Origin of the sequence: Polycladidibacter stylochi (assembly GCF_001562055.1) — a bacterium.
GTDB classification, from domain to species: domain Bacteria; phylum Pseudomonadota; class Alphaproteobacteria; order Rhizobiales; family Stappiaceae; genus Pseudovibrio; species Pseudovibrio stylochi.
On the sequence record NZ_LLWE01000014.1, the window covers coordinates 203,107 to 228,167 of the forward strand.

A 25,061-nucleotide genomic window follows, 5' to 3' on the forward strand; every position below is an offset into this window, starting at 1 on the left:
GACATTCCAGATAACTGGATATTGCAAAACGGCCTCATGCCTACTCATCGAGCTTGCAATTAATTAAAAGTATTAAGTCTTCAAACTTGCTTCTAGCTTATTAGTTCAGTTTTTATGTATTTTTTATTAGGTATTAATTCTAGTTATTTCATAACAAAAGAGGCTGCCCGAAGACAGCCTCCCGATGGTAAACCTTGAACTCGTTAAATATTAACGGAACAGGCTCAGGATGTTTTGCGCACCGGAGTTCGCAATAGACAGCGCCTGAATACCAAGCTGTTGCTGTGTTTGCAGAGCTTTCAAACGTGTGGATTCTGCGTTCATGTCCGCATCCACAAGCTGACCAACACCGCGCTGGATCGCATCAGAAAGCTTACCAACAAATTCTTTTTGCATGTTGATACGCTTTTTAGCGGAACCAAGGTTGGTTGCAGCAGTTGTCATTTTGGAGATCTGTGTATCCACAGAAGAAATAACAGCTTTCAGAACAGCTTTATCTTCAAGAGACTTACCAAGCTTAGAGATATCTATATCCAATACAGAGTTACCCTTAAGCTTAGCAAGGGATTTATCAACCCCATCCTTAATTGCTGTAAGACCAGCATCGTCAAACTTCGCATAATCTTCAGGCTTGGTTGTAGCAATCTTAGCTTCAATAGCTTTAGCATAAGCAAGAACTTTAAAGCCAACTTTCTTCTCGTCCAAAGATTTCCAATCAATATTCATCTTTGGAGCAACACCCGCTACGCCAGGTGTTGTTATAGCACCAGTTGCGGACTTAACTTCTTTGACTTCCTTAACACCATTAGTGATGAAGCTCTTAATCGCATCAAGATCCAACTCACCGGTCATATCTTTCGTCAAGATACCTTTATTATCGGCCTTTGTTTCCTGTGTATCAACAAGAACGACCTTCTCAGTATCAACACGGATATTCTTGATGGAAGTTGCGCCATCTGCAGTACGTGTAAAGGAACCTGTAATAGACTTATTCAGGTTGTCTTTTTTCATGTCCTGTTGCAGCCAGTTTTCACCGGAGAAGTTTGCAGAAGCAGCTACAGTTTTCAACTGACCTTGAATTTCTTTCAAGTCAGACTGGATTTTTTCTTTGTCAACAGAACCGTCAGTTGCTGTTGTCAGCTTTTTCTTCATTTCGTTAACGTTGTCAACTGCCTTATCCATAGCAGTAAAGGCAACATCAACTGTCGCAGCACCAAGACCCAAAGCATCTTTAACAGCGGAAAGCGCGCCATTGTCAGATTTCATGGTTGTCGCAATAGACCAGTACGCAGCGTTGTCAGAAGCATCTGCCACGCGCAAACCAGTAGAAATGCGGTTTTGGGTTGTTGCCATGTTGTTGTTGATGTCCTGCAATGTGGACAGTGCAACCATGGCGGAGGTGTTGGTCAAAAGGCTAGACATAATATTGTCCCTTCGATAATTGGGACATTCCGGATTAAAACCGGGACTGCAATTGGAGCATCATGCTGACCACCTATGGTGGTGGTATGCAGTAGTTATACAATTAATTAGTGTATCTTGCCTGTAGCTGACCAAATAACAAGTAAACCAAAACCAATGGAATAATATAAAAAGGGCCACCCGAGGGCGGCCCAATTTAAATACTTTTTGCTATATCCGATTAACGGAACAGGCTCAGGATGTTCTGCGCGCCTTGGTTAGCAATGTTAAGAGCTTGAATACCAAGCTGTTGCTGTGTTTGCAGTGCTTTCAGACGTGTAGATTCAGCATTCATGTCTGCATCAACAAGCTGACCAATACCGCGATCAACAGCATCTGTTAACTGACCAACAAACTCTTTTTGCATATCAACACGTTTCTTGAATGAACCAAGCTGAGAAGCAGCTTTCGTCATTGCCTTCAACTGCGTATCAACAGCCGTTTGAAGATTAGACAATGCTGTATCATCATCTGCAGTACCACCCATGGCAGAGATATTGAAGTCAAGAACATTCGTACCAGTGATACCGCCACCAGCAAATGTTAATGCTGCATCAAGAATACCAGCGCCACCGCCTGCTGTATCAATCAACGTTATATTCTTAGTATCAATAGCAATCATCTCAACCTTAGGATTGCCAGCCGCATCACGCGAGAAGCTACCAACAGTTGATTTAATAGGATTTGCTGTACCAACTTGTTGTTGTAGCCAGTTTTCACCATTGAAAGTTGCAGATGCAGCAATAGTTTTCAGCTGGTTTTGCATTTCTGTCAGATCGTCCTGGATTTGTGCTTTTGGCACAGAACCTTGTGATGCAGCAATCAATTTTGCTTTCATATCACGAACAACTTTAACAGCAGAGTTCATTGAAGTGAAAGCGATATCTACAGTCGCAGCACCAAGACCCAAAGCATCTTTAACAGCAGAAAGAGCTTTGTTATCTGAACGCATTGTTGTTGCGATTGACCAGTATGCAGCATTGTCAGAAGCATCAGCAACACGGTAACCAGTAGAGATACGGTTTTGTGTCATACCCATGTCTTTATTAATAGAAGACAGAGTTTGCAGAGCAACCATTGCGTTGCTGTTAGTCATCAAGCTAGACATATCTAAAAGTCCCTAATGAATAGAATTAGTGGACATGTCGGATTTACTTATACCGACAGCAGCAGAATGGCATCATACCAACTAATTAGCAACTATTTACTTATCAGCTCTGCGCTGACAACAGATAATTAGTTGAAACTTGCCTGAAATTTACCTATTTACTGTGCATAATATAGTATTTAATATCATAAATACATTTTTATTATTGTATGTATGGCGTATATTTCATACATTATTAATATATATGCATAATATTAGTAATAGTCGCTATGTATTTGCTTTGCATTTTTAGATATGAAATTGATAATAGATTTATTTTTTTTGCTCTGACTGTGAATTATCATGTTTTATCGAAAGGAATTCACTGCAAAACACAAAAAGGCCACCCTATCGGGCGGCCTTTTATCTTCTAAACCACTATCTTATTATCTAAATAAGCTGAGTATGTTTTGAGCGCTGTTGTTTGCTATTGAGAGGGCCTGGATACCCAACTGCTGTTGTGTTTGAAGCGCCTTCAAATGCGTAGCCTCAACATTCATATCCGCATCAACAAGCTGACCTACACCTCGAGATATCGCATCTGATAGTTCAATTACAAACTCACTTTGTAAGGTAACACGCTTTTTCACTGAACCTAATGTGGAAGCTGCAGAACTCATTTTCTTTTGTACAATATCAATTTCTTCTATGAGCTTGTTCAGTATCTTTAAATCGTTTTTAGATGTCGACAGACCTGAAATATCCATAGTTAAAGTGGACATTTCGCTAAAGTCTTTTTTATCGTCACTGCTTCCCATCCAACGGAACGTATCGGTCAAGATTGCTTTTTTAACTGGTACTTCAAAGAAAAGGCCTGCACCGTGCGTGTGCATCTCCCCATCTCTCATTCCAAAATGCAGCCACTCCAATTCTGGAGGCTTGGGAGATGTATTCACGAGTACAATATGTTTGGTATCAATATGGATTTCTTCTAAAGAAAAGACACCTTTATTCCGCCTGACCGAGCCTGAAATAGATTTTTTCAGCTCATCTTTATCAACGTTTTGCTGTAACCAGTTTTCTCCAGAAAAATTGGCTGAGGCTGTAATCGTGCTAAGTTGCTTTTGGAGCTGACTAATATCAGATTGGATCTTCTCTTTATCAAGCCCATTATCCGTAGCAGCGACGAGTTTATTTTTAATTTCATCGACGACTTTAATGGATTGATCCATCGCCGTAAAAGCCACATCAATTGTCGCAGCCCCTAGGCCTAGAGAATCTTTCACTGCTGAAAGCGCAGTATTATCCGATTTCATTGTCGTTGAAATTGACCAGTATGCAGCATTATCCGATGCATCACTCACACGCAGTCCAGTAGAAATTCTAGATTGTGTTTCGCCCATTTTTTTATTGACTGCACTTAAAGTGTTCAATGCAATCATCGCTGAACTATTTGTTAATAGGCTAGACATAAAGCCCCCATATTCCAGAAATATATTTTTTTTACTGCATTTTGTTTTTTCTTATGCAACTTACAGCATAAATTTTTTTATAATACAACCAAATTTGAAGAATAGATTATTTGATTTATTTGCTGTTTTAATAAAAATAGCCGCGCCTTTTAACAGACGCGGCTATCTCATTTATTTATATTGCTAATTAGCGGAACAAGCTTAGGATATTCTGAGAACCGGAGTTCGCAATTGAAAGCGCTTGAATACCCAGCTGCTGTTGAGTCTGCAATGCTTTCAAGCGTGTTGATTCGGCATTCATGTCCGCATCAACCAGCTGACCAACACCACGGGAAATCGCGTCGGACAAGGCACCAACAAAATCTTGCTGCATATCAATACGCTTTTTCGCAGAACCGAGTGTGGTTGCAGCATCTGTCATTTTAGAAAGCTGTCCATCAACATCAGATACTAAAGTATCCAATTTTGCCAAGTCGGCTGCGCTATCTGTCAAAGCAGAAATATCAATGGTAAGCATTGTCGAGGCACCGTCAGTGAGAACTGTATCAAGCAAACCTGCATTACCACCTGCAGAATCGACAAGAACAACACCTGATGTATCAACTGTAATAGTCTCTATGGAAACAGCTGTACCGGAGCGGGAGAACGACCCTACTACTTCCTTATTGGTGTTTGCTGTACCAATAGCTTGCTCCAGCCAGTTTTCACCGTTGAAGTTTGCAGAGCTTGCGATTGTTTGCAGCTGCTCTTGAAGAGCGGCAACGTCTTCCTGAATTTTAGCACGATCCACACCAGGCTCACGCGCAGCAACAAGTTTCTGTTTGATTTCATCAACTGTTTTAACAGCCTGATCCATTGCAGTGAAAGCAACATCCACTGTCGCAGCACCTAAACCAAGCGCATCTTTAACAGCGGATAGTGCGCCATTATCAGACTTCATGGTTGTTGCAATAGACCAGTAGGCAGCATTGTCGGATGCATCAGCAACACGCAGACCAGTAGAAATACGGTTCTGCGTTGTTGCCATCTGATCGTTAATACCCTGCAACGTTTGAAGAGCAACCATTGCTGAAGTGTTTGTCAGTAAGCTAGACATATTATTCGTCCCTATTTGATGCACTGGGACATTTCGGATTTTAACCGAAGCAACGAAACGGCTTCATACCCTGCCCTATTATTATTTTGTGGCAGTTCGTTACAGGACAAACATTGTACATGTAACTTGCATGAAGCTTGCTTAAATTACGTTACGTTACTTAGGGTTGTATTTATTTTATATTCTCTTTTTAGTTGTGTTAATAATTATGTTAAGGCTCTGATTAACAATAGAAAAGGCCTGAATATAGTTTCCTATATTCAGGCCTTGACTTAAAAATACAATTTTAAAAAGTAATTTCTTAAACGAACGAGCGTATCAGACCAGCTGTCAAAAGATGCCACCCATCGACGAGTACAAAAAACAAAACCTTGAATGGCATTGATATTACTGTCGGCGGTAACATCATCATCCCCATGGACATCGTTAGCGTCGCAACAATCATATCTATAACAACAAAAGGCAACGCTATGAGAAAGCCAATTTCAAAGCCACGCCTTAGTTCTGATATCATGAAGGCTGGAATGACAACGCGTAGATCCAGTTTTTCTACCGGTGCATCCTTATCGTAGCCAAAAGAGCTAACTGCCAACTCATCGAATAAGACTAAATCTTTTTCGCGTATGTTATTTAACATAAAAGTTCGAAAAGGCTTTGTCATTTCATCGTAGGCGGCTTCTTCGCTAATCTCATTATTTATGAGCGGCTGTAGGCCATTACGCCATGCCTGATCGAAAGTCGGCGCCATTACGTAAAACGTCATAAACAAGGCAAGAGATACCATGATTATATTGGCAGGCGTCGTTTGCAAGCCCATACCAGAACGCAAGAAACTCAATGCAACTGCAAAGCGAGTGAAGCTCGTTACCATTACCATTATACCAGGCGCTAGCGAAAGTACTGTCAATATCATCAAGTACTGTATTATTCGCCCGGAAGCTGCACCCTGCCCTTGAGGCAACATATCTGCTAGGTTAAACGATTGTGCAAAAGCAGCCCCCCCTATTGTTGTAAGAAAGAGGGCTGCCAATATAATCTGTATTTTTTTACGGTGTTTCGAGATCACTGTATTACCACCGATTCAAGTACCAGTTCCCGCACATTATTGCCCCCGCGCATTTTAGCACGTTCATTAAGATCATCTCGTAATCTCAGTAGGCCGCGTGTACCTTCAAGCTGCCTTGGCCCGAGTGTTCGCGCATAAAGCAAAAAATCCTGCTCTATCTCTTTTACCAAAACAGCGTGATCATCTTCACTAAGGCTATCTTTTACTAAGATAATCGAAGCTTCAATTCTTATCCAATGATCGGATGAGGAAAGCAGGTTGGTAACAATAGGCTTTAGGCCAATTATCTCGCTTCCCTTTACATATATTGGATTAATCATGCCTGGGTTATCTTCACGACGCTCTTCAATAAGTTGCGTATGTACACGGTCAACTAAAGAGGAACCTAGCAAAGCTCCTCCGATTGCAGCAAAAACTGTTAGTGTAAAAATTGCTGTTGCAGCTGCGGCTTTAGGGTTTTCCCGAAAAAAATTCTTGAGCATAGTCTCTCCTAGAATGGGGAAATCTTATCAAACACTTGCTGCCCTAAACCTGGCTGCTGCATTTGTGTCATTTGTCCACGCCCACCGTAAGATACACGAGCTTCTGCGATCTTGTCATAGGCGATGGTGTTGCGGCCGGTAATATCCATTGGTCTGACGATACCAGCTACATTAAGTACACGAATTTCGAAATTAACGCGCACCTCCTGTTGACCACTGATAATCAAATTTCCGTTTGGCAATACACGCGTAACAACTGCTGCAATTGATAGGTTAATTTTTTCTGCCCTATCAATTTGCCCCTCACCTTTCATTGTAGAACCACCAGTACCAGATACTTGTGCTTCCATGCTACCGGTGGATACTGTACCCCACTTAAATGAGCCACCAATTCCATTCTTTGCAGAAGAATTGCGTTTTCTTTCTGAGGTATTATCCAATTGCGCGTTGTCGTTTATTGAAATTAAAACTGTAACAACGTCTCCGACATCATGCGCTCTTGGGTCCTTAAAAAAGTTTTGCTTGTCTTTGGCCCAGAGCCCATGAAAGCTCCGCTTTTTTTGCAGGTTTTGATTAGGAACAGCAAAGCTGGAACGAGCTATTTTGGGGTGCAAACCATCACCAAGTGGTGTCAGTTCAGGCTCTCTTCCAATATCACTCATCACTGTTGAGCAGCCTCCGAGCGCTGTCAATGCAGCAATAATCATAAGTTTTCTCATGATTGACCCTCTTTTGCTTTGCGCGCTGTAAGCATTGCCATTGTATCCGTTAGGAAAGCTGCACGATCTGATGGCATTTCGGCCAAGATTGCACCTGCCTGTCTTGGTTTCATTTGTAATAGAATAGAAACAGCGGTGTTATCATCCAGGGTACCCAACTGGGCTGCAGCTGCATCAGCACGCATTTGCGCATAAATCTGCACAACGTGCCCTTCTGAGCGCTTTAAAATCTCATCTCGCTTGGTAACCCACTTTTTAAGCTCTGCAATTTTTGCATCAAGTGCAGTCATTTTATCATGCATACGCTTTTCAACATCGAATAATGCACGCATTTGCCATTCAATACGCGCATCCGTTGCAGATTCGGCAGTTGTTTTACAATAATTTTGCGCATCCTTTACAGCTTGGTGAATTAGTTCCTTTTCCACCTCAACCTGCTCCGGCTGTTCATTATATTTTTGCGCCATCACCGGTGATACACACACCATCAACACACTGGAAATGGCCAGGGTACGTATAACTTGCAGCGCTTGATTATGTGGTCTCAACATGGGCCTAACAGTTTCAATTCTATTTTATTGAATGTCTTTGAGTAAGCTTGTTTGTAGCTTACTCTCTCAGGTACAAACGGATCACTTAACAACCAAAGTTGCCTGAAGCGCTCCTGCACGTTTAATGGATTGCAAAATCGCAATAATCCCAGTTGGCTTCAAACCAATTCTGTTGAGCCCGCGCACCAGCGTTTGTAGGTCCGTACCTTGAACAATTTTGAGTTGACCATCGCCTTCTTCGGCATCAATTGCGGTTCGGGGCACAACTTGTGTTTCCCCAACACGAGCAAACGGACTTGGCTGAGAGACTTGCGGCTGCTCAGACACACGCACAGTTAAATTACCATGCGTAACAGCAACCGTTGAAACTCGTACATTGCTACCAATAACAACTGTTCCAGTACGTTCATCAATGACAACTTTTGCAGGACTATCCGGCTGTACCATCAACCCTTCAATTTGAGAGATGAAGCGTACTGCACTCATGGAAACAGGTCGTTGCACCTCAATCGAACGATAGTCCAACTCCTTAGCCATCTTCACACCGTAACGGTTCATTGTGAAAGCATTAATTGCATCCGTTACTCGTACAGAAGTCTTAAAATCGGGATTTCTCAACTCATAAATAAGTGCCGGCAACTCAGCAAATTGGTCTGGCAATGTTCTTTCAATTAAAGCACCATTGGAAACGACACCTGCTGTTGGCACACCTTGTGTCAATTGCTCGGCTTCACCTTCAGCAGAAAAGCCAGAAACAAATACAGAGCCTTGAGCCACTGCATAAACGTTTCCATCTGCCCCCATTAATGGTGTTACGAGCAAGGTACCCCCTTGCAGTGAACTTGCATCGCCAAGAGAGCCAACTGAAACATCAATTCTTGAGCCAAAGCCAGCGAATGGTGGCAATTCGGCTGTTACAACAACAGCAGCAACGTTAGCGGTTCCCAAACTAACATCGCGCACGTTAACACCCATACGCTCCAACATGCTTTGCAAAGCCTGCTCAGTAAAAGGTGAGCTTCGCATACTGTCACCGGTTCCATTCAAACCGATAACCAAGCCGTACCCAACCAATTGGTTGTCGCGCATGCCGCGTAAATGAGCAATATCCTTAATACGGACCATTGCTTGAGATGCTTCTGTCGCTGCAATAAAAATCATTACCACCGGGAGAACCAGGCGGATCATTCGAGACAATAAAGCCGTCATGGCCTAGCCTCCCTTAGCCAGTAAGGTACCATCTTCCTGAATTTCTCCAGTAACATTCAGGTCGGTATCCATATTTCTTGCTTTAATAATATCGCCAACACTGCCGGATTCGAGCGCTTCAACAACAGCACGAATTTCCAAACCGTTTTCTTTAAAAATGAGCGTTGCTGCTGCGCCGCGCTTAATCAGAATTGGCTTACGTAGGGCATTAAATGGAATTGGCTGACCAGGTAAAAGTGTTCGGCGCGCCTCTTGACCAATTAATTTAGAAGGATTTCTTACAACAGACATATTGCCTATTGATTTTTGATAGAAACGTTTTTCCGTCACCATGCCAACAGAAATAAGATCACCAGGATAAATTACGACAACTGGAACTGGTAAAGTTATTGTTGGCCTTGCTGCTTGTGCACTCAACGAGACAAGTAACAAGGTTGTTACAACAACAAAAAAACGTATTAGCCTATCAATAAGCAACATGCCTGCTTCATGTCCTAACTAGCGAATACCCTGACTAACGACGCCAGCCATACTATCAGCTGCTTTAATCACCTTCGAGTTCATCTCGTAGGCACGTTGTGCTGTTATCAACTCGGTAATTTCTTTTACAGGATCAACGTTAGCCGTTTCGAGGTAGCTTTGTTTAATTGAGCCAAAACCGCCCTCACCTGCAACGCCATTTATTGCTGCACCTGATGCTTCGGTTTCTTTAAACAGATTACCACCCATTGCGCGGAGACCTGCATCATTCACAAAACTTGTCATTGTGATCTGACCAAGATTCTGTGCAGGCTGATCATCATTGAACAACGCAAACACTTGACCGCTTTCGTTAATTGTCACATCTACGGCGTCTTCTGGAATACTAATGGAGGGCTGAATTTGATAGCCATCCAGTGTTACCAACTGCCCTGTGGCATTCACATTGAACGAGCCAGCGCGTGTATATAAGTTCTGACCTTCAGGACCTTGAACAGCGAACCAGCCATTTCCATCAATAGCCAGATCATACTTATTGCCTGTATTAACGAGCGGTCCTTGTTTAAACATTTTGCGCACAGCCGCGGTACGCACACCCAAACCTTGCTGAACACCCTCAGGTATAGCACCCTCTCCACCACGGTTTGCAATACCTGCAGCGCGATCCACTTGATACAGCAGATCTGTAAACTCAGCACGCGCCCCTTTATATGCTGTTGTGTTCATATTCGCGATATTGTTGGAAATCACTTCCAAGTTTTTGGCTTGAGCCGACATACCTGTGGCTGCAATCGCTAATGCTTTCATGGTCGTTTTCCTAAATAGCCATCCGTGAAAATTCTTGGTATGCAGCAACAACCTTATCGCGAACAGCAATAGCTGTGCGCAAGGAAACTTCGGCCTGCATAACGGCATCCACTACCTGTTGAGCAGAAGCCTCGCCTTTAACCGCTGCGATTGAAGCAGCCTCAGCTTTTTTCAAATCACCAGATGTATTTTTCGCAACTTGAGCCATCGCATCAACAAAGCTCGGCTCACCACTAACATCTGCTTTTGCAGGGGCATTCAAGTGCACAGTTTTCTCGCGAATACCACCAAGCAATTGTGTATCGCCAATCTTTTGACGTCCAAATGCGGTAACGCCCGAAACCAAATCAACCATTACCGGCTCCTCAGTAGATCAATAGTTTGATTAATCATTGTGCGCGACTGCTTCATAACTTGCAGTCCAGCCTCATAAGAACGGGAAGCTTCACGCATATCAGCCAATTCAATTAATGTATTAACATTTGGCATTTTCACATTACCGTCAGCATCTGCTGCCGGATTTGATGGATCGTGCTCGATACGATAATCAGATCTATCTGTACCAATGGCTTTAATTTCAACGAGCTCAGCGTTGAGCGCACGGTCCATTTCACTTTTAAAAGTGACTGTTTTCCGTGTATAAGGGCGCGCTCCTGGTGTATTCCCAGTTGAGTTTGCGTTTGCCAAGTTCTCTGAAACCACACGCATACGCTGTGATTGTGCATGAAGGCCTGAACCGGCAATTCGCAAGGACGCTGAAAGTGGATCAACCATTATCTTTGTTTTCCTAAATACTATCTAACTCTAGCGACTGAGACTCGCGAGCGTTAATGAATGAAATTTACCAACGATACCTGTTGTTAAACTGTATTCACGCGCCACCTGCCCTGATTTAATCATTTCCTGCTCTAAAGAAACAGAGTTCTTGGAGACCGAAACCTGCCAACTCTTACTGTCTGCCGCTTCTATCTGCGAACCAAGAGAGCCGTCCATTTGCAAGTGACCAGCCTGTGTTGCACGCATACCTAAATTTTCAAGATGTGTTTTATCGAAGACATCTCGAAAAGGCTCGACATCTTTCGCCGCATAGCCTGGGGTGTCCGCATTTGCGATATTCTCAGCAACAGCAGTTTGCCTTACAGACAACCACTGAGTCTTCCTAGAAGCTAGGCTGAACAAATAGACTGGATCCAACGAACCTACTCCGAACAAATCAAACTTGAGTTTGAGTAACAAGCCAATCTTGCCCGTAGCTTTCGGATTAAAAAAGGTTCTTAATCATATATTTTTCTTTTTAAAATCATAGACTTAAAGAGTGTAAACATTGACTTCCACTCAAACGAAAAATTAGAAATGCATATTTAAAGCCGAGTCAAAAATATACACTTTTAATTAATATTTTTCTTAGCGTCGTCCAACGCCTCTTTAAGTCTTTGGGTATTAATTAACGGCTCTTCTGAGGGATTATCAAATGCTATGTACTTAACCTCTACTGCAGAGTTCAACGGTAGAAGTATTAAGTGAAAAAGAATACAAACCCCGCGGTTTGCAAATGACATATGCAAGCAGATACTTGTTTCCCCACTCCAGCTAATATCTATCGTAGAAGTTGAAGCAAATTTAAGTGTATCTTGTTTAAAATACAGCTCACTTGATGACCCGATAAGATCCTCAAGGTTCGCGGTTTCATTCCCAAGAACATGCCTTGCTAAAGAGGTTAACTCAACCAAACGAAGCTCTGCAGCCACCGGACGAATAGCTTCTGCGACTATTGCCTCTCGTTGCGCTTCGATACTTACACTTTCCGTTGCGTTCATATTAGTCACTTCAACCGGCTAATCCTGCAACCCTATAAAAATATAGTCTACAGCTATTACTAGTTCTTTTTCTGCATATACACGTAAGAAATGATTTCAGCAACAGCCCTATAATATTCCGGTGGAATAAATTGATCAACTTCCACGGCAGAAAAAAGCGCCCGCGCAAGTGGTTTATCTTCAATGACAGCTACGTCATGTAAATATGCCAGTTCTTTAATTTTCAATGCGATTAAATCTTGCCCTTTTGCAATTACTTTCGGAGCCTCAGAACCAGTACGATCATACTTTAGTGCAACTGCAAAGTGTGTGGGGTTTGCGACAACCACGGTTGCCTCAGAAACATTCCCCATCATGCGCTTACGCGCACGATCCCTTGCAAGAGAGCGCTGGCGAGCCTTCACCATCGGATCGCCTTCAGTTTGCTTGTACTCGTCTTTGATCTCCTGCTTGGTCATACGAAGCTTTTTACGCCATTGGAAGCGCGCCAAAACCAAATCGAAACCAACCAATGCAATAGTTGCGATACAAACACCTGAAAGTAGCTTGATTGCCATTTTAACAATTGTTACTGGCAGCATATCTGGATCAGAATACATTGTCGTCAAAGCTGCAGCCGTTTGCGACTTCATAACAATAATTGCTACGGAGGCAACTGTAACCAGCTTAAATAGTGACTTCAAAAATTCCATCAGATTATTCATGCTAAACAATCTCTTAACACCTTTTGGAATTGATATTTTTTCCAATTTCGGCTGAATTCTGTTCAGCACCATGCGAGGTGTATTCTGCAAGAAAGAAGAAGCGAGACCAAAACCAATCAGCAATGCAACTATTGGCAATGTAAATATAAGTAGTTGCCTACTAACTGCTATTAATAAGTTCGTTAGGTCAGCACTTGAGTTTAAGGCAATCTCACCAGGGTTATCAATAAACCAAACAAGCAAGTTTATTAGGGAGTGTGCCCTATCTACAGCTAGAAAGCTAAAAATGAGCACCATTGCCAGGAGAGAGGCCAATACGGAAGCTTCCTTTGAAACAGGCACGTTACCTTTTTCAATTGCATCACGTATCTTTTTTTCGGAGGGTTCCTCCGTTTTACTTTCTTGATCCTGATCGTCGGCCATGGCCCCTCGTATCGCATCAGAATATAGAGAGGTAGGCCGGCGTTAAAACCGGCCTATTACACTATACAAATACTTCTTCACCACGTCCGATCTCTAAGTCAATTTCACCGTTGTTTGCTTTTTCAAGAGCAAGGTCAGTGATTTCGCGACGAGCATCAAGCACTTCACGCTGAGCAACAGGCTCACCTGTAGCCAGGTCATTCTCAACAATACGACGCGCACGAGATGACATTGATTCCAAAATCGCTTCACGGAAGGTCGCATCTGTCCCTTTAAGAGAGATCGTAACCATATCCGTCGTCACGTCATCAAAGATAGCCATACGTGTACGAAGATCGAGATTTTGAATATCTTCGAAAGTAAACAACAGGCCAGCCAGTTGTTCTGCAGATTTTGGCAAAACTTCGCGCAGATTGGAAAGTGTGTCTTCCAGATCGTCACGCTCCATTTTGTTCAAGATATCAGCCATTCTTGAATGCGCATCCGTACCAACAGTTCGCGCAAAGTTAACCATGAAGTCTTCATGAAGTGTTTTTTGCACTTCATCGATAACATCCTCAACAATTGGCTTGAGGGTTAACATTCTACGGACAATTTGATTTCGCCGACGGCGCGGTATTTGCGAGATGACTTTAGCCGCAGCATTTGGTGAAATCTTAGATAGAATTACAGCTGCGGTTTGAGGATGCTCTTTTTGCAAATACGTCGAGAGAACATGTTCAGATATTTGAGAGACTTTATCCCAAATCGAACGCTTGGAATAGCCCATAACATCGGACATAATTTCCGCAACCTGATCTTCTGGAAGCAGACCACGCAATAAGTTTTCAGCACCTTCAGCAGTACCAAAAAGGTTCACACCACCTGAGAATAAGCCAATAAATTCTTCGATGAGTTCATCGAGTTCATTTGCAGGTACTGTACCCAAGTCCGCAGCAGCACGAATTATCATGCGCATTTCGTCATTATCGAAATGCTTGAGTACTTTCGTTGCTTTTTCACTCCCCATAGCCAGAAGCAAAGCGGCTGCTTTTTGCGTTCCCGGTTTATTTGGAGTTAATGCTTCATTTGTATTGGCAAGAGCGTTTTTCATGTCCGACCTGTATTACTAGAATTAAGCGTAGCTGCCTTTTGCCCCTACGATCTCGGTCAACGAAACACCAAAACGAGAGTTATCATCTTCAACCACAACGATCTCGCCACGTGCGACGGTACGACCATTCACAACCAAGTTCACAGGTTCGCCAACACGGTGATCAAGTGGAATTACCGCACCGCGACCCAGCTTAAGCAAACTTGCAACAGGCATAGTTGCAGAACCAAGAACAACCTGCATATCAACAGGAATGCCTAATACTGCATCTAAGTTGCGATCAACATTCTCATCACTCACGCCATCAGAAATTGACTTAGTGGTTGCCGCACTTGCTGTACCTGTCGCAAAGGCCGGCTCTTCTAAATCCATTTCACTTTCAGAAGCAGCAGCTTCCCATTGCAGGGCAAGAGCTTCATCACTTAATTCATTTGGGTTTGACATTTTCGATCACTCACTTTTGAGGAATATTCTTTTCAGAGCTAGCAGGATGCGACTGAATATCTTGATCTTTTGCACTTACATGACGAAAAGCACCATCATCACCAACACCAACTTTACGAACGCGCATCGCCCCTTGCTCCTCAGACTTTTCTGCTGGAGTGACAGCTGGTGTCGTAATTGAAGCTGTTTTACCACCTGTCAAAAGCAACGCCGCACCGGAAACAGATGTCGCCTTTTTCACGGGCTTGTTCGTCGCCTTGGCGGTTGATACATTTTGGCGTGCACGCGTTTCTGAAGCTGTTCTTTCTCGTCGCCCCCGCCCAAATGAAGAGGGCATTGATACAGCATCATCTACTTTGCCGTTTTTCTTTAGCCACTCTATATGCTCTTGTAGCACTTTCATTTCTGTTTGTGCTTGTAATATGACAGAGCTTATATCAACAGTCGCTTCACGCGCATCATCTATTCTTGCTCCGAGGGACTTGAGAATTTCCTCTCCACGCACCCTCAACTCCTGAAGCGAGATACCAACAGCATCCATAGCTTCAGTTGTCTGCTCAAAAATACGCGTATAATCCTCATGGTATTCCGAAAGCTTTTGCAGCTTCTTATACATAAGCATCACACGCCAAGTCGTTACTAGTAACGCAAGGAATAGACCGGCATCAATTAGATAAGATATCATCCAGCAACTCTCCTTCTTGCTGTATCAACTCATCAACACGAACCGTATAATTACCAGCCACTTGACCCAAGCGACAGTTAAACAGCGGCTGACTGTTACATTCCAGCTTTACAGGTGTCTTCGGAGTTGCGTTCAATTCAAGCACCATACCCACTTCAAACTGAGCAACTTCATCAAGCGACAAACGCTGCTCTTCAAGAACCGCAGTCAACTCAACCTCAGTTTTCTGCACCTCTTGCTGGAACTGCTTCGTCCAACGGGTATCCCGACCTGCCATCTCGCCTGACAGTACCTGTGCCAGGTTCTGGCGTAACGGGTTAAGCACCGATTGAGGAATGATAATAAAGATCTCACCCTCACGGCCAATAATTTCGGCAGTCATTCGCGCGATAACACATGGATTTGAGCGCCGCCCAGTCTGCGCAAACTCCATGCGCGTCTCTAAGCGCTCAACCTTAAGCGAGGTATCTGCGATTGCCTCAAACGCCGATTCGAGCGCTAATGCAGCCTCAGCAAACATTTTATAGGCAAGACGCTGCTCGACGTTTGTCAGGCCGCGATTTTCCTCTAGCGCCTCTTCTTCACCATCACCGCCTAATAACACTTCTACCATGGAGTAGATAAAAGCCCGATCAAAACCTAAGAGAATACGAGCATCCCACTCTTGCGCGTGCAATACCGCAACAATTGCCTTCTCATCATATTGATCAAGAACGTCGCCAATGCGCTCATTATCTACTGATTTCACAGCTATATATGGCGCCGAAGCTGCCATCTGCCTTAGCGTATCAATGAACTGCCTCGCCATACGATCAAAGACCACATGCAACATCGGCAATCGATCAACACCCAAACCAGAGGCATCTAACAGTCTGGATGGCAAATCAAACTTTGTACCATCGCCCTCTGGATTTGGCTTAATCGTTTCCAAATTCAGATCATCCATCAGACCGCTCCTGCGCTCATGGTTTCTTCTTCAACTTCATCGATTGTAGGGCGATCATCAGACGAGATTGTCTTACGGCCATGCTCAAGTGCAATTTGCGGGGCAGCACCATTCATAAACGCCAAGAGCGTTTGCTTGACCTCTACATACATCTGGAACTTGCGTTCACGCACAGAGCGAAGCTTATTTGCTATTGGCGTAACGATACCATAACTACAGAAGATACCGAGAAACGTCCCCACCAAAGCTGCACCGATCAAATGCCCGAGAACTTCCGGCTCCTGATCAATTGCACCCATCGCTTTAATAACACCTAAAACCGCAGCCACAATACCAAGAGCAGGCAAGGCCTCTGCAATAACGGCTAGCGCATTGTAAGGACGAAGCTCTTCACGAGAAAGCGTGTGCAACTCCTCATCCATCAAAGCTTCAATTTCATGAGGACGCACATTCCCAATAACAATCAACCGGAAATAGTCACAAATGAAGTTACGCAGAGAATCATCCGCCAAGACCTTCGGAAAGGTTTGAAACAACTCGGACTCATGTGGGTTATCGATTATAACCTCCACATCATTACGCCCTTTAGCACGCATAGTGCGCATCAAACCATACAACACACTCAAAGTATCCAAATGATCGCGCTTTGTGGGCGCTGCATTCATTAGCGCCTCGCGAATGCCACGCCCTGTATCTTTGAGGGTCTTTGCGGAATTGGCGACGATAAATGTCCCAAAACCAGCACCACAGATAATCAGGAATTCAAAAGGCTGATACAGAACACTTAAGTAACCACCCATGGCTACATAACCGCCCAATATTGAGCCAATAACGATAATAAGACCAATTATGATATTCAAAACCTGCTCCACGCGTTTAGGGAACCAGACTGGGTTAAGTAGCGTGGTACATTTAGTGGCTTGTCTGAAACTGGTTAGTCCCTGAGCCATTTCAATTAATAGGCCCTCTGTTCAGTTATCCCAATCAATTTCACTAAATTGCTAGCAAAAAAACAACACCCTAGAGAATTCATCAGCTCAGCTTCAGACAAGGAAAGAGCAAGATTATTTGCAGCAAATAATTATAAATGAGGTTCACCATGATCGACACTGCACTGCGTTACGGCATGATCGCTCGCGACATGAGCAAGACACTTGCACTCACAAAGTCCGATCCTATGGTGACCCGAGAGAGCGCTTATTATTTGGAACACATACGCGAAATTAAAAATGTTGATGATTTTATCAAGAATGACCGCATTTTTAATTATGCAATGAAGGCAATGGGCCTTGAAGACATGGCCTACGCAAAGGGGTTTATGAAAAAGGCCTTGAAAGAAGGCATCGCGGATAAAGACAGCTTTGCGAACAAACTTTCCGACCCGCGCTACAAAGAGTTTGTAAAGGTTTTTAACTTTGCCGAATATGGGGAAACAGCTACCAACTTTACTAGTTCACAAACGGCTATTGTTGATAAGTACGTTGAAATGACCCTAGAAATCAATGAGGGCAATGAAAACGAAGGCGTACGCCTTGCGTTGTACTTCAAACGTAAGTCAACAGGTATTAAGAGCCCGTATGAGCTACTGGCGGACCCTGCATTATACAAAGTTATTCGTACTGCCATTGGTATGCCTGACCAAATGGTTGGCACTGATGTCGACAAGCAAGCCAATTACATTAAGAACAAACTAGACATGAAGGTTTTTAAGAATCCGAATGAAGTTGACAAGCTCATTAATAAATTCACAGCGCTTTATGATGTTCTCAATAACATAAACACCTCTCCCACTCTTCAACTATTCACCGGGAATGCATTTGCAGGCGTCAATCCCAATACGCTTGCCTCCTTTAACGCAATCAAATTCGGGGGTTAATAATGGAATCAGCTCTCTACGTTTCCCTCTCAGGCCAAGTAGCACTTGAGCGAAGACTTAATACAGTTGCGCGAAATATTGCTAATATGAATACTGCGGGATATCGCGCAGATGAAGTTAAATTTGAAAGTTTAGTTACAAAGCCTGGGAAAGACCCAATCGCATTCGCATCTAGCGGAGAAACTTTCATTTCACGTCAGGCTGGCGCAATTGAAAAGACAGGCAATGCCTTGGATGTTGCTGTGAATGGCGAAGGATGGCTGGCGATGCAAACCGGAAATGGTGTTGCATATACACGCGATGGGCGCATGAGCATTGGCGTGGACGGCGTTTTGCGCACCGTAAACGGTAATCCTATACTTGATGCGGGCGGCGCGCAAATTGCGCTTGACCCACTAGGTGGCTCTCCAAGCATTTCACGCGATGGCACCATTACTCAAGGCAATCGCCGCGCTGGGGTTCTCGGTCTTTTCAGTATCGATCAAGATGCCAAGCTGAGTCGTGTCGGCAACTCTGGCGTTGTTCCGAACAAACCCGCGAAAGCTATTTTAGATTTTTCAGAAAATAGTTTTGAGCAGGGCTACGTTGAAGGTGCCAACGTCAACCCAATGCTCGAAATGACAAAGCTTATTGAAATTACACGGACTTTTGAGAGTACTAACTCTGCTATGCGTGAAGCCGAGAACATGCGCCAACGTGCCCTGAGAGAGATGGGAGCTTAGCATGTCCGTTGAAGCGGTTTCAAACAACAAGCCTCAGTTTGAGGAGACTATGTCTCCCACTTTGAATGAACTTCATCGCCGAACAGCTTTGAAAGCACAAGGTATTGAACAGACAAAGGATGTACCTGAATTCACACTAGGGGAATTCATTGATATTATTAACCCGCTTCAACACATTCCAGGCATTAATACTCTTTATCGCAATATTACCGGCGATGAAGCGTCTGTGCGCTCCAGAGTATTAGGCAGCTCAATCTACGGCATTGCAATAGCAGGTCCTGTCGGTATGGCCGGCCTTTTAGCGGGTAATGTTGCTGAAATGGCCGCTACTGGCCAACTTGATGAAGCTATGGCGAAAGCGAATACAAATGAAGTCGCCATGAATACAGCCAGTAATGCCTTAATTGATGGTGCCGATGTTCATAATGCCTTAGCTTCTCGTCCAGATGTTAAAGAGCTAATAACTGGTGAGCAAGCTCGTACAAGAGAAGAGAATGCCCTTGATATCCTTGAGCAAAAGCTCAAAGTAAATGGGGCTAATAATTTTGACCATAACAAACAAGCCCCTGTTTTTAATGAGAATATGGGAAGCTCTTCCGGGCCGCTTAATCTGACACCTGCCTATGATAACAATAGAGGCACTAACTTTCCTATGGCGCCTCAACGAGGTTGGGACGGGTCAAGCCTTGATGAAACAAAAGATTCCTATCCAAGTGTAAACAGGCTCGCAAGCGATCCCCGCAATGCCATTCCAACCAATATCCTTGAGCAAATGCAAAACATTCATTTGCAGAAGTCAGTAAGCCCAGATGAAAATGACGCCACTTGATCGATTAAAGTCGTTATCACGAACCATTCCAGATGGCGGGTGGGATATTGGTATTAGCGGGCGCCTGAGCGAGGTCACTCCTACTTACTTTAAGGTGAGCGGGCTTTCTAATGGCGTAAAACTTGGCGACCAAGTGAGCTATATTCAAGGGGACCAAAAAGAGTTTGGCGAAGTCATTCGAGTTGACTCCGACAGCGTTATGGTAAAGCCATATACCACCAAAACAGATTTAGGCCTAGGAACTGAAGTTTCGCGGCATGGTGCCCTTAAGCTCAAACCCGATCTAAGCTGGCGGGGGCGCGTAGTAAATGCACTTGGCCAACCCGCCGATAATTTAGGCCCCCTTTCTGCCGGGCCTGTAGATGTACCTTTTGACAGAGCACCACCAAGAGCTGTGGAGCGTGCTCGTGTTACCGAACCAGCCATAACCGGTGTAAGGGCGATAGATATTTTTACACCTATTTGTCATGGACAACGCATCGGGATTTTTGCTGGCTCAGGTGTTGGTAAATCCACTTTGCTGTCCATGATAACCCGATCGAACTCATTTGATACCGTCGTAATCGGGCTTGTGGGTGAACGTGGCCGCGAAGTGCGCGAGTTTCTTGAAGATACTTTGGGGGAACAGCTTAAAAAGTCTGTTGTCGTTGTCGCAACTGGTGATGAAAGCCCAATGATGCGCCGCCTTGCTCCTAAAACTGCAGTGTCAATTGCAGAAAGCTTCCGCGATCAGGGGCAGTCGGTATTATTGGTGTTAGATAGCGTTACCCGCTACGCACACGCTGCACGAGATGTCGCTCTTGCAGCCGGAGAGCCTGCCGTTTCAAGGGGGTATCCACCAAGCGTATTTACAGCGCTCCCAAGCCTCTTAGAGCGTACAGGGCCTGGCATTGAAGGCAGCGGCATGATTACAGCTGTCATTTCCGTCTTAGTTGATGGTGATGATCACAATGATCCAATTGCCGACAATATTCGTGGTCTTTTAGATGGCCATATTGTTCTTGATAGGGCAATCGCCGAAGAAGGGCGCTACCCTGCTGTTAATCTACTTTCTTCTGTATCACGGCTTTCTCAGCTTTGCTGGTCTGAGCAAGAGCAAGAACTGGTTATGAAACTTCGCGCTATGGTAGCCAAGTTTGAAGATACAAAAGACTTGAGAATGATGGGTGGCTATAAAAGTGGTGCCGAGCCATTTTTAGACCAAGCAATCGAAGTGGTACCCAAGCTTTATGAAGCTCTGAAACAGCCACTTAACGCTCCTTCTTCAGTAAATGCCTTTAGCGAGTTGGCTCAACTTCTTTAGCTAACTACTGATTTGGAAGCCTGCCTCATGTTGTGTCGGGCTCCTATTTTTCAAATAGTAGTTTTTTGATTAAGTGAAAGCATAGGTAATTTGAAAATAGAGCTCTGCTCTCAAAAACTATTACAGTCTTATAAACGACAAAACCCCGCTTCTACGCGGGGTTTTGTCTGTTGAGCTAGTCAATTACACAGTATTAATAATATAACCAAGATATCTTTTTGAATCTATAGGATCATAACCCATGTTGTTTCTTAGTTTTTTGCGGAGCTTTGAAATATGACTTTCGATAACATTTTCATCAACATCACTTTCAAAAATTCCGTAAACGTAATTGTAAATCTGTGTTTTCGTTAGTCGACGTCCATTATTTTGCGCTAAGTATTCAAGGATGCGACGTTCACGTCTTGGCAGAGGTAAAACGCTTCCTGCAATTTCAGGATCTCTTCCATCAAAATAAACCGTTAAATCACCAAGATCAACTTGAGCAGATTGCTTAACAGTACGTCGTTTAATCGCATTCACGCGTGCAAGAATTTCTTGCGGATGTATTGGTTTTCTTACAACGTCATCAACGCCTGCTGCAAAAAGCTTTAGTGTTTGATCCAATGCCTGTGTGTTGTTCATCACAATCACAGGTTTTTGTGCGCATCGCCTTCTGATAATTGGCGGAAGCATTTCCCTGTCACTACAATCACCTAATAAAATAGCTTCGATTGCATCGAAGTCAGAGTCTGGCGCAGTATCGAGCCAGTCACGAAAGTCTTCAGGTGTGAAGCCACTTGTTGAAATGCCTTCGCGACTAAAACCAGATGCATAGCCCTCAGTCACTAGCTCCTGCTCATCTACAATAAGAAACATTACCCTAAACCTAAAATAATCCCCACAACTGCTATTGAATTAATCTAATGAATTGGCCGATGTCAATTTATGTTTTAAACATTTTTCAACTTACGTTACGTTTGTTTTTGCAGGCTTTTTCTTATTTTGTTAGTCTTCTTTTATAATTAATTACATAAATTTTTACATTATTTTTCATTAAGAATATTTACATTGTAAACGCTACGTTTTTTTAGTTGCAATTTTAACAGTAAGGTTGGATCTTGTAAAAATTTGTAAGCCATAAGTGGTCATTGATTAAAAGATATATGAAAATAGTAGAGTTAATTTTATTTTGTTTTATCGAATAAGATTGTTCGCTGATCTTAAATTTTGTTAATAACTTAATCACATCTACTGCAATTATTCCATTGATTCTATCTGAGAGGAATTATTCCAAGTTTATGCTAGTATCAATTAGCAGTTCTCTAATTAAGTTCTTAGAGGCGTTTATTGTAAATAACACTTACAAGTAAGTTACAGGAAACAGGTCTTGTTATTCTTCAAAAGTGTGCCGCAACATTAAAATTATAAATAATTATTTACCAAAAATACATAAACTGGTGGCTTAACCCATATTAAAACATTTATCTATTATATAAAGATATAGCAAGGTGGAGTATTGTCACCACCTTGCAAAGACTTAGTTATATTAACTTATCTTATTTGAAGCTTTAAAAGGGTTGTCTCGCCATTTGCATCATCAACTCCATCATTGTCTGTTAGGACAATAATCTCGTTGTTTTGAAGTGCTAAGCCTTCTACCTTATCAGGCACCCAGCCATTGCTAAGAGTAAGTAAGGGCAATAAATCTCTAACCTGCTGCTTTTTCAATATCGGATATGTTTCGCCGTACTTAACCGGCTTAACACCATCCAATGAAACCTTAGTGATCTGTTTTATTGCCGCGTTTTGACCGCCCTGATTATCGCGCTCGATAAACAAGAGATCATTATCTTCTGTTGTCGTTACTTCAGAGAGACCAACCCAGCCGCCAGATTTGCTTTTTGGTGTATCGAGCGGATAATGGGCGAAACTCCAAGATTGTGTTTCCGGATTGTAAAAGATGACCTTGCTCAATCCTTTAGGGTCATCATTCCACTCGCGTTGAACAGCCATGACAACATTGATTTTACCATCTACTATGGCCTCTGTTACACCTTCTAGTGAAAACCTTTTGGCTTGTTCCACCAGCTTTGCAGGCAATTCAATTTCTTCAATGACCCGACCTGTTTCATCAGCCGCAATAAGAAGATGTTTTAGACCTTTCTTAGGATGCCCTTCAGAGACCAACCAAAAACCGCCCATTGACCTAATTGCAATCCCTTCCAGGTCATATTTTTTTTGTTGCCCGTCATATAATGAAACATAAGAAGTTATTTGAGCAGGATTTTGGGCTACATCCATTTTGTAGATACGCGCTTGATCGTAAAAACTATCATTTACCGCATATAGTTGATTTGGATTTTGCTTATCAGCTGCCAAACCCGACATAGCTCCCCAGCCAATAGGTGCTCCAGTTTCTGGGTCTTGTTGCGATACCACTTGCGGATAAAAACGCTTCTTGGCACCATATTTATAGACACTCAAATGAGAGCGAACCTTTTCTTCAATATCATCGACTTCATTTGCAACAATAAATAGACCACGTTTTGGAAGAGCGAGTAAACCCTCCGGGCCAATGTGAGTTGGCAAAACCTGCAAGAATTCAGGCTTACCACCTGTATCGCGATAGATCGCCACAAAATTACCGCGCTCGGAGTTTACGAAAATTAGTGTATCTGCGCCAAACTTTGCGGTTGTTACACCTTCAGGCTCACTCCCCTTTTTATGGGCGCGCTTTGCCGGATAATGACCTATCGACATGGCAAGGTGCTCGATTTGCTCTTTGCTGTCGAATAGAACCTTACCTTGCTTATTCCAAATGGTAAATCCACGGGATCCACCTTCGTAGTCGCCTTCATTGGCTGTTACGAAGCGATTTTCATCCAACCAAGCAACAGCGTCCGGTTCGCGGCGCACATCCTCCAAATTCCCTGAAGCATCGCTCATACGGGCTTTTTTCACCGGAATGCTCTTCAAAGATACGGTACCTGCAGAAAAGTGCTCTGTGATTTTTGATGTCTCTAAATCAACAATAGCAATATGATTATTTTCCTGCAGTGTAACAACAACCTCGTTGCTGTCGTTAATAGAAACAAATTCAGGCTCCGGGTCTGAACCGCCAATGGTTGCCAAACCCTGCATATCTACGATTGTGGCATTGTCACAGTTTTGCGGAACACCACTTTTATCCAGCTTGAATATTGCCAAGTGGCCTGCCGGTGCTTGCGGGAGGACACCATCGTTCAAGTCTTCATCGCGTTCATTTTCAACCGCCACCGTAAGAAAGCGACCATCCTTTGAAATTGCAAGAGAATCCGGCTGTCCTTTGACATCGCATTTAGCTGTAATTTGGTATTTTTCTTGATTTATTACGGCAACATAGCCCGAAGGCGCAATAAAGCTGGGTGAGGTATTAACACCGGCCAACGCCACTTCACTGGCCATAACAACAGAAGTGGGCTCTCCACCAACAGCGACACGCGCCTGCACTTTTAACCCACTTGGATTTTCAGCATTAAGGAAAACAATTTCTTCTCTAGCACCATCTGTAAATGCCAATGTCTTTTCATCGTCACTGGCAGCTATGATTTCAGCAAGGGTGTTTGTTTGCTTTGAAACCCCTTCTGGCAGACTTTGGTAAACCGGATAAGTGGCTACGCGGGTAAAAAAATTGGTCGGGGCAGAGAATGCATTAGTACTGCTGAGCGCTGCACCAAGTGATACTGTAAAGCACAAAGCATTTTTGAAAGATCTCATGATCACCTCTTCTGATCGAATACAGCGACGTGATTACATGGACCGGTTATA

The 25,061-nt window shown here is 43.4% G+C and carries 27 protein-coding genes; 4 read left to right on the forward strand and 23 right to left on the reverse strand.

Translation table 11 applies throughout. The features are described 5' to 3' along the window. Positions 1-210 precede the first annotated feature (210 nt). The 21 genes from AYK67_RS02890 to motA all read right to left on the reverse strand — a co-directional run bounded on the left by AYK67_RS02890 (position 211) and on the right by motA (position 17,402). Positions 211-1,422, reverse strand: coding sequence for a flagellin N-terminal helical domain-containing protein (locus AYK67_RS02890; protein ID WP_068082065.1), 1,212 nt, complete (start codon positions 1,420-1,422; stop codon positions 211-213). A 220-nt stretch (positions 1,423-1,642) separates the two neighbouring features. Further along, the gene (locus tag AYK67_RS02895) at positions 1,643-2,569 is read right to left on the reverse strand and encodes a flagellin N-terminal helical domain-containing protein (RefSeq protein ID WP_068082067.1); all 927 of its coding nucleotides are present in this window, start codon (positions 2,567-2,569) and stop codon (positions 1,643-1,645) included. A 425-nt stretch (positions 2,570-2,994) separates the two neighbouring features. Further along, positions 2,995-4,020, reverse strand: a complete 1,026-nt coding sequence (locus tag AYK67_RS02900; protein ID WP_068082068.1) for a flagellin N-terminal helical domain-containing protein — start codon at positions 4,018-4,020, stop codon at positions 2,995-2,997. Between the two features lie 187 nt (positions 4,021-4,207). Next, entirely contained in the window at positions 4,208-5,116 is a 909-nt protein-coding gene (locus AYK67_RS02905) for a flagellin N-terminal helical domain-containing protein (protein ID WP_068082069.1), read from the reverse strand. A gap of 301 nt (positions 5,117-5,417) precedes the next feature. After that, positions 5,418-6,179 (reverse strand): flagellar type III secretion system pore protein FliP, encoded by a 762-nt coding sequence (gene fliP, locus AYK67_RS02910; RefSeq protein ID WP_420800594.1) that lies wholly within the window; start codon positions 6,177-6,179, stop codon positions 5,418-5,420. Further along, positions 6,179-6,664, reverse strand: a complete 486-nt coding sequence (locus AYK67_RS02915; RefSeq protein WP_068082073.1) for a flagellar basal body-associated FliL family protein — start codon at positions 6,662-6,664, stop codon at positions 6,179-6,181. Before AYK67_RS02915 ends, fliP begins: the two co-directional genes overlap by 1 nt. A gap of 8 nt (positions 6,665-6,672) precedes the next feature. Continuing rightward, entirely contained in the window at positions 6,673-7,383 is a 711-nt protein-coding gene (gene flgH / locus AYK67_RS02920) for a flagellar basal body L-ring protein FlgH (protein WP_068082075.1), read from the reverse strand. Then, positions 7,380-7,934: a MotE family protein gene (locus AYK67_RS02925; RefSeq protein ID WP_208976199.1), complete on the reverse strand. Its 555-nt coding sequence runs from the start codon at positions 7,932-7,934 to the stop codon at positions 7,380-7,382. Before AYK67_RS02925 ends, flgH begins: the two co-directional genes overlap by 4 nt. Before the next feature lie 81 nt (positions 7,935-8,015). Beyond that, positions 8,016-9,122 (reverse strand): flagellar basal body P-ring protein FlgI, encoded by a 1,107-nt coding sequence (gene flgI, locus AYK67_RS02930; RefSeq protein WP_156453035.1) that lies wholly within the window; start codon positions 9,120-9,122, stop codon positions 8,016-8,018. A 24-nt stretch (positions 9,123-9,146) separates the two neighbouring features. Beyond that, complete coding sequence (gene flgA, locus AYK67_RS02935; RefSeq protein WP_082735601.1) at positions 9,147-9,623, reverse strand: flagellar basal body P-ring formation chaperone FlgA; 477 nt, start codon at positions 9,621-9,623, stop codon at positions 9,147-9,149. 18 nt (positions 9,624-9,641) lie between these two features. Beyond that, positions 9,642-10,430 carry a flagellar basal-body rod protein FlgG gene (flgG, locus tag AYK67_RS02940; RefSeq protein WP_068082078.1) on the reverse strand — a complete coding sequence of 263 codons (789 nt, stop codon included), beginning with the start codon at positions 10,428-10,430 and terminating at the stop codon, positions 9,642-9,644. A gap of 10 nt (positions 10,431-10,440) precedes the next feature. Beyond that, the gene (fliE, locus tag AYK67_RS02945; protein WP_068082081.1) at positions 10,441-10,785 is read right to left on the reverse strand and encodes a flagellar hook-basal body complex protein FliE; all 345 of its coding nucleotides are present in this window, start codon (positions 10,783-10,785) and stop codon (positions 10,441-10,443) included. Next, positions 10,785-11,204 (reverse strand): flagellar basal body rod protein FlgC, encoded by a 420-nt coding sequence (gene flgC / locus AYK67_RS02950; RefSeq protein WP_068082084.1) that lies wholly within the window; start codon positions 11,202-11,204, stop codon positions 10,785-10,787. The genes fliE and flgC overlap by 1 nt, the downstream gene beginning before the upstream one ends. A 30-nt stretch (positions 11,205-11,234) precedes the next feature. Beyond that, positions 11,235-11,666, reverse strand: coding sequence for a flagellar basal body rod protein FlgB (flgB, locus tag AYK67_RS02955; protein ID WP_338012323.1), 432 nt, complete (start codon positions 11,664-11,666; stop codon positions 11,235-11,237). Between the two features lie 152 nt (positions 11,667-11,818). Continuing rightward, on the reverse strand, positions 11,819-12,247 hold the full coding sequence (locus AYK67_RS02960; protein ID WP_068082088.1) for a hypothetical protein: 429 nt from the start codon (positions 12,245-12,247) through the stop codon (positions 11,819-11,821). A 59-nt stretch (positions 12,248-12,306) separates the two neighbouring features. Then, the gene (gene flhB / locus AYK67_RS02965; RefSeq protein WP_068082091.1) at positions 12,307-13,374 is read right to left on the reverse strand and encodes a flagellar biosynthesis protein FlhB; all 1,068 of its coding nucleotides are present in this window, start codon (positions 13,372-13,374) and stop codon (positions 12,307-12,309) included. A gap of 61 nt (positions 13,375-13,435) precedes the next feature. Then, the gene (locus AYK67_RS02970; protein WP_068082093.1) at positions 13,436-14,467 is read right to left on the reverse strand and encodes a flagellar motor switch protein FliG; all 1,032 of its coding nucleotides are present in this window, start codon (positions 14,465-14,467) and stop codon (positions 13,436-13,438) included. Positions 14,468-14,488: 21 nt separating this feature from the next. Next, positions 14,489-14,839: a flagellar motor switch protein FliN gene (gene fliN, locus AYK67_RS02975; RefSeq protein WP_208976202.1), complete on the reverse strand. Its 351-nt coding sequence runs from the start codon at positions 14,837-14,839 to the stop codon at positions 14,489-14,491. 82 nt (positions 14,840-14,921) lie between these two features. Next, a complete protein-coding gene (locus tag AYK67_RS02980; RefSeq protein WP_068082095.1) occupies positions 14,922-15,596 on the reverse strand; it encodes a hypothetical protein in 675 nt (224 codons plus the stop codon). Next, the gene (locus AYK67_RS02985; protein WP_068082096.1) at positions 15,577-16,542 is read right to left on the reverse strand and encodes a flagellar motor switch protein FliM; all 966 of its coding nucleotides are present in this window, start codon (positions 16,540-16,542) and stop codon (positions 15,577-15,579) included. The genes AYK67_RS02980 and AYK67_RS02985 overlap by 20 nt, the downstream gene beginning before the upstream one ends. Further along, a complete protein-coding gene (gene motA, locus AYK67_RS02990; RefSeq protein ID WP_068082099.1) occupies positions 16,542-17,402 on the reverse strand; it encodes a flagellar motor stator protein MotA in 861 nt (286 codons plus the stop codon). Before motA ends, AYK67_RS02985 begins: the two co-directional genes overlap by 1 nt. A 239-nt stretch (positions 17,403-17,641) precedes the next feature. Between motA and AYK67_RS02995 the strand changes: the two genes are divergently transcribed. From AYK67_RS02995 to fliI, 4 genes are read left to right on the forward strand one after another with little or no spacing between them, the layout of a single operon-like run. After that, positions 17,642-18,418 carry a DUF1217 domain-containing protein gene (locus AYK67_RS02995; protein ID WP_068082100.1) on the forward strand — a complete coding sequence of 259 codons (777 nt, stop codon included), beginning with the start codon at positions 17,642-17,644 and terminating at the stop codon, positions 18,416-18,418. Positions 18,419-18,420: 2 nt separating this feature from the next. Further along, positions 18,421-19,140 carry a flagellar basal-body rod protein FlgF gene (gene flgF, locus AYK67_RS03000; protein WP_068082103.1) on the forward strand — a complete coding sequence of 240 codons (720 nt, stop codon included), beginning with the start codon at positions 18,421-18,423 and terminating at the stop codon, positions 19,138-19,140. Between the two features lies 1 nt (position 19,141). Further along, on the forward strand, positions 19,142-19,969 hold the full coding sequence (locus AYK67_RS17425; RefSeq protein WP_068082106.1) for a hypothetical protein: 828 nt from the start codon (positions 19,142-19,144) through the stop codon (positions 19,967-19,969). Further along, complete coding sequence (fliI, locus tag AYK67_RS03010; protein ID WP_068082231.1) at positions 19,956-21,272, forward strand: flagellar protein export ATPase FliI; 1,317 nt, start codon at positions 19,956-19,958, stop codon at positions 21,270-21,272. Before AYK67_RS17425 ends, fliI begins: the two co-directional genes overlap by 14 nt. Before the next feature lie 183 nt (positions 21,273-21,455). Here the strand turns inward: fliI and AYK67_RS03015 are convergent, their stop codons facing one another. Then, positions 21,456-22,130, reverse strand: a complete 675-nt coding sequence (locus tag AYK67_RS03015; protein ID WP_068082109.1) for a response regulator transcription factor — start codon at positions 22,128-22,130, stop codon at positions 21,456-21,458. A 675-nt stretch (positions 22,131-22,805) separates the two neighbouring features. Beyond that, positions 22,806-25,010, reverse strand: a complete 2,205-nt coding sequence (locus tag AYK67_RS03020; protein WP_068082112.1) for an esterase-like activity of phytase family protein — start codon at positions 25,008-25,010, stop codon at positions 22,806-22,808. Between the last annotated feature and the right edge of the window lie 51 nt (positions 25,011-25,061).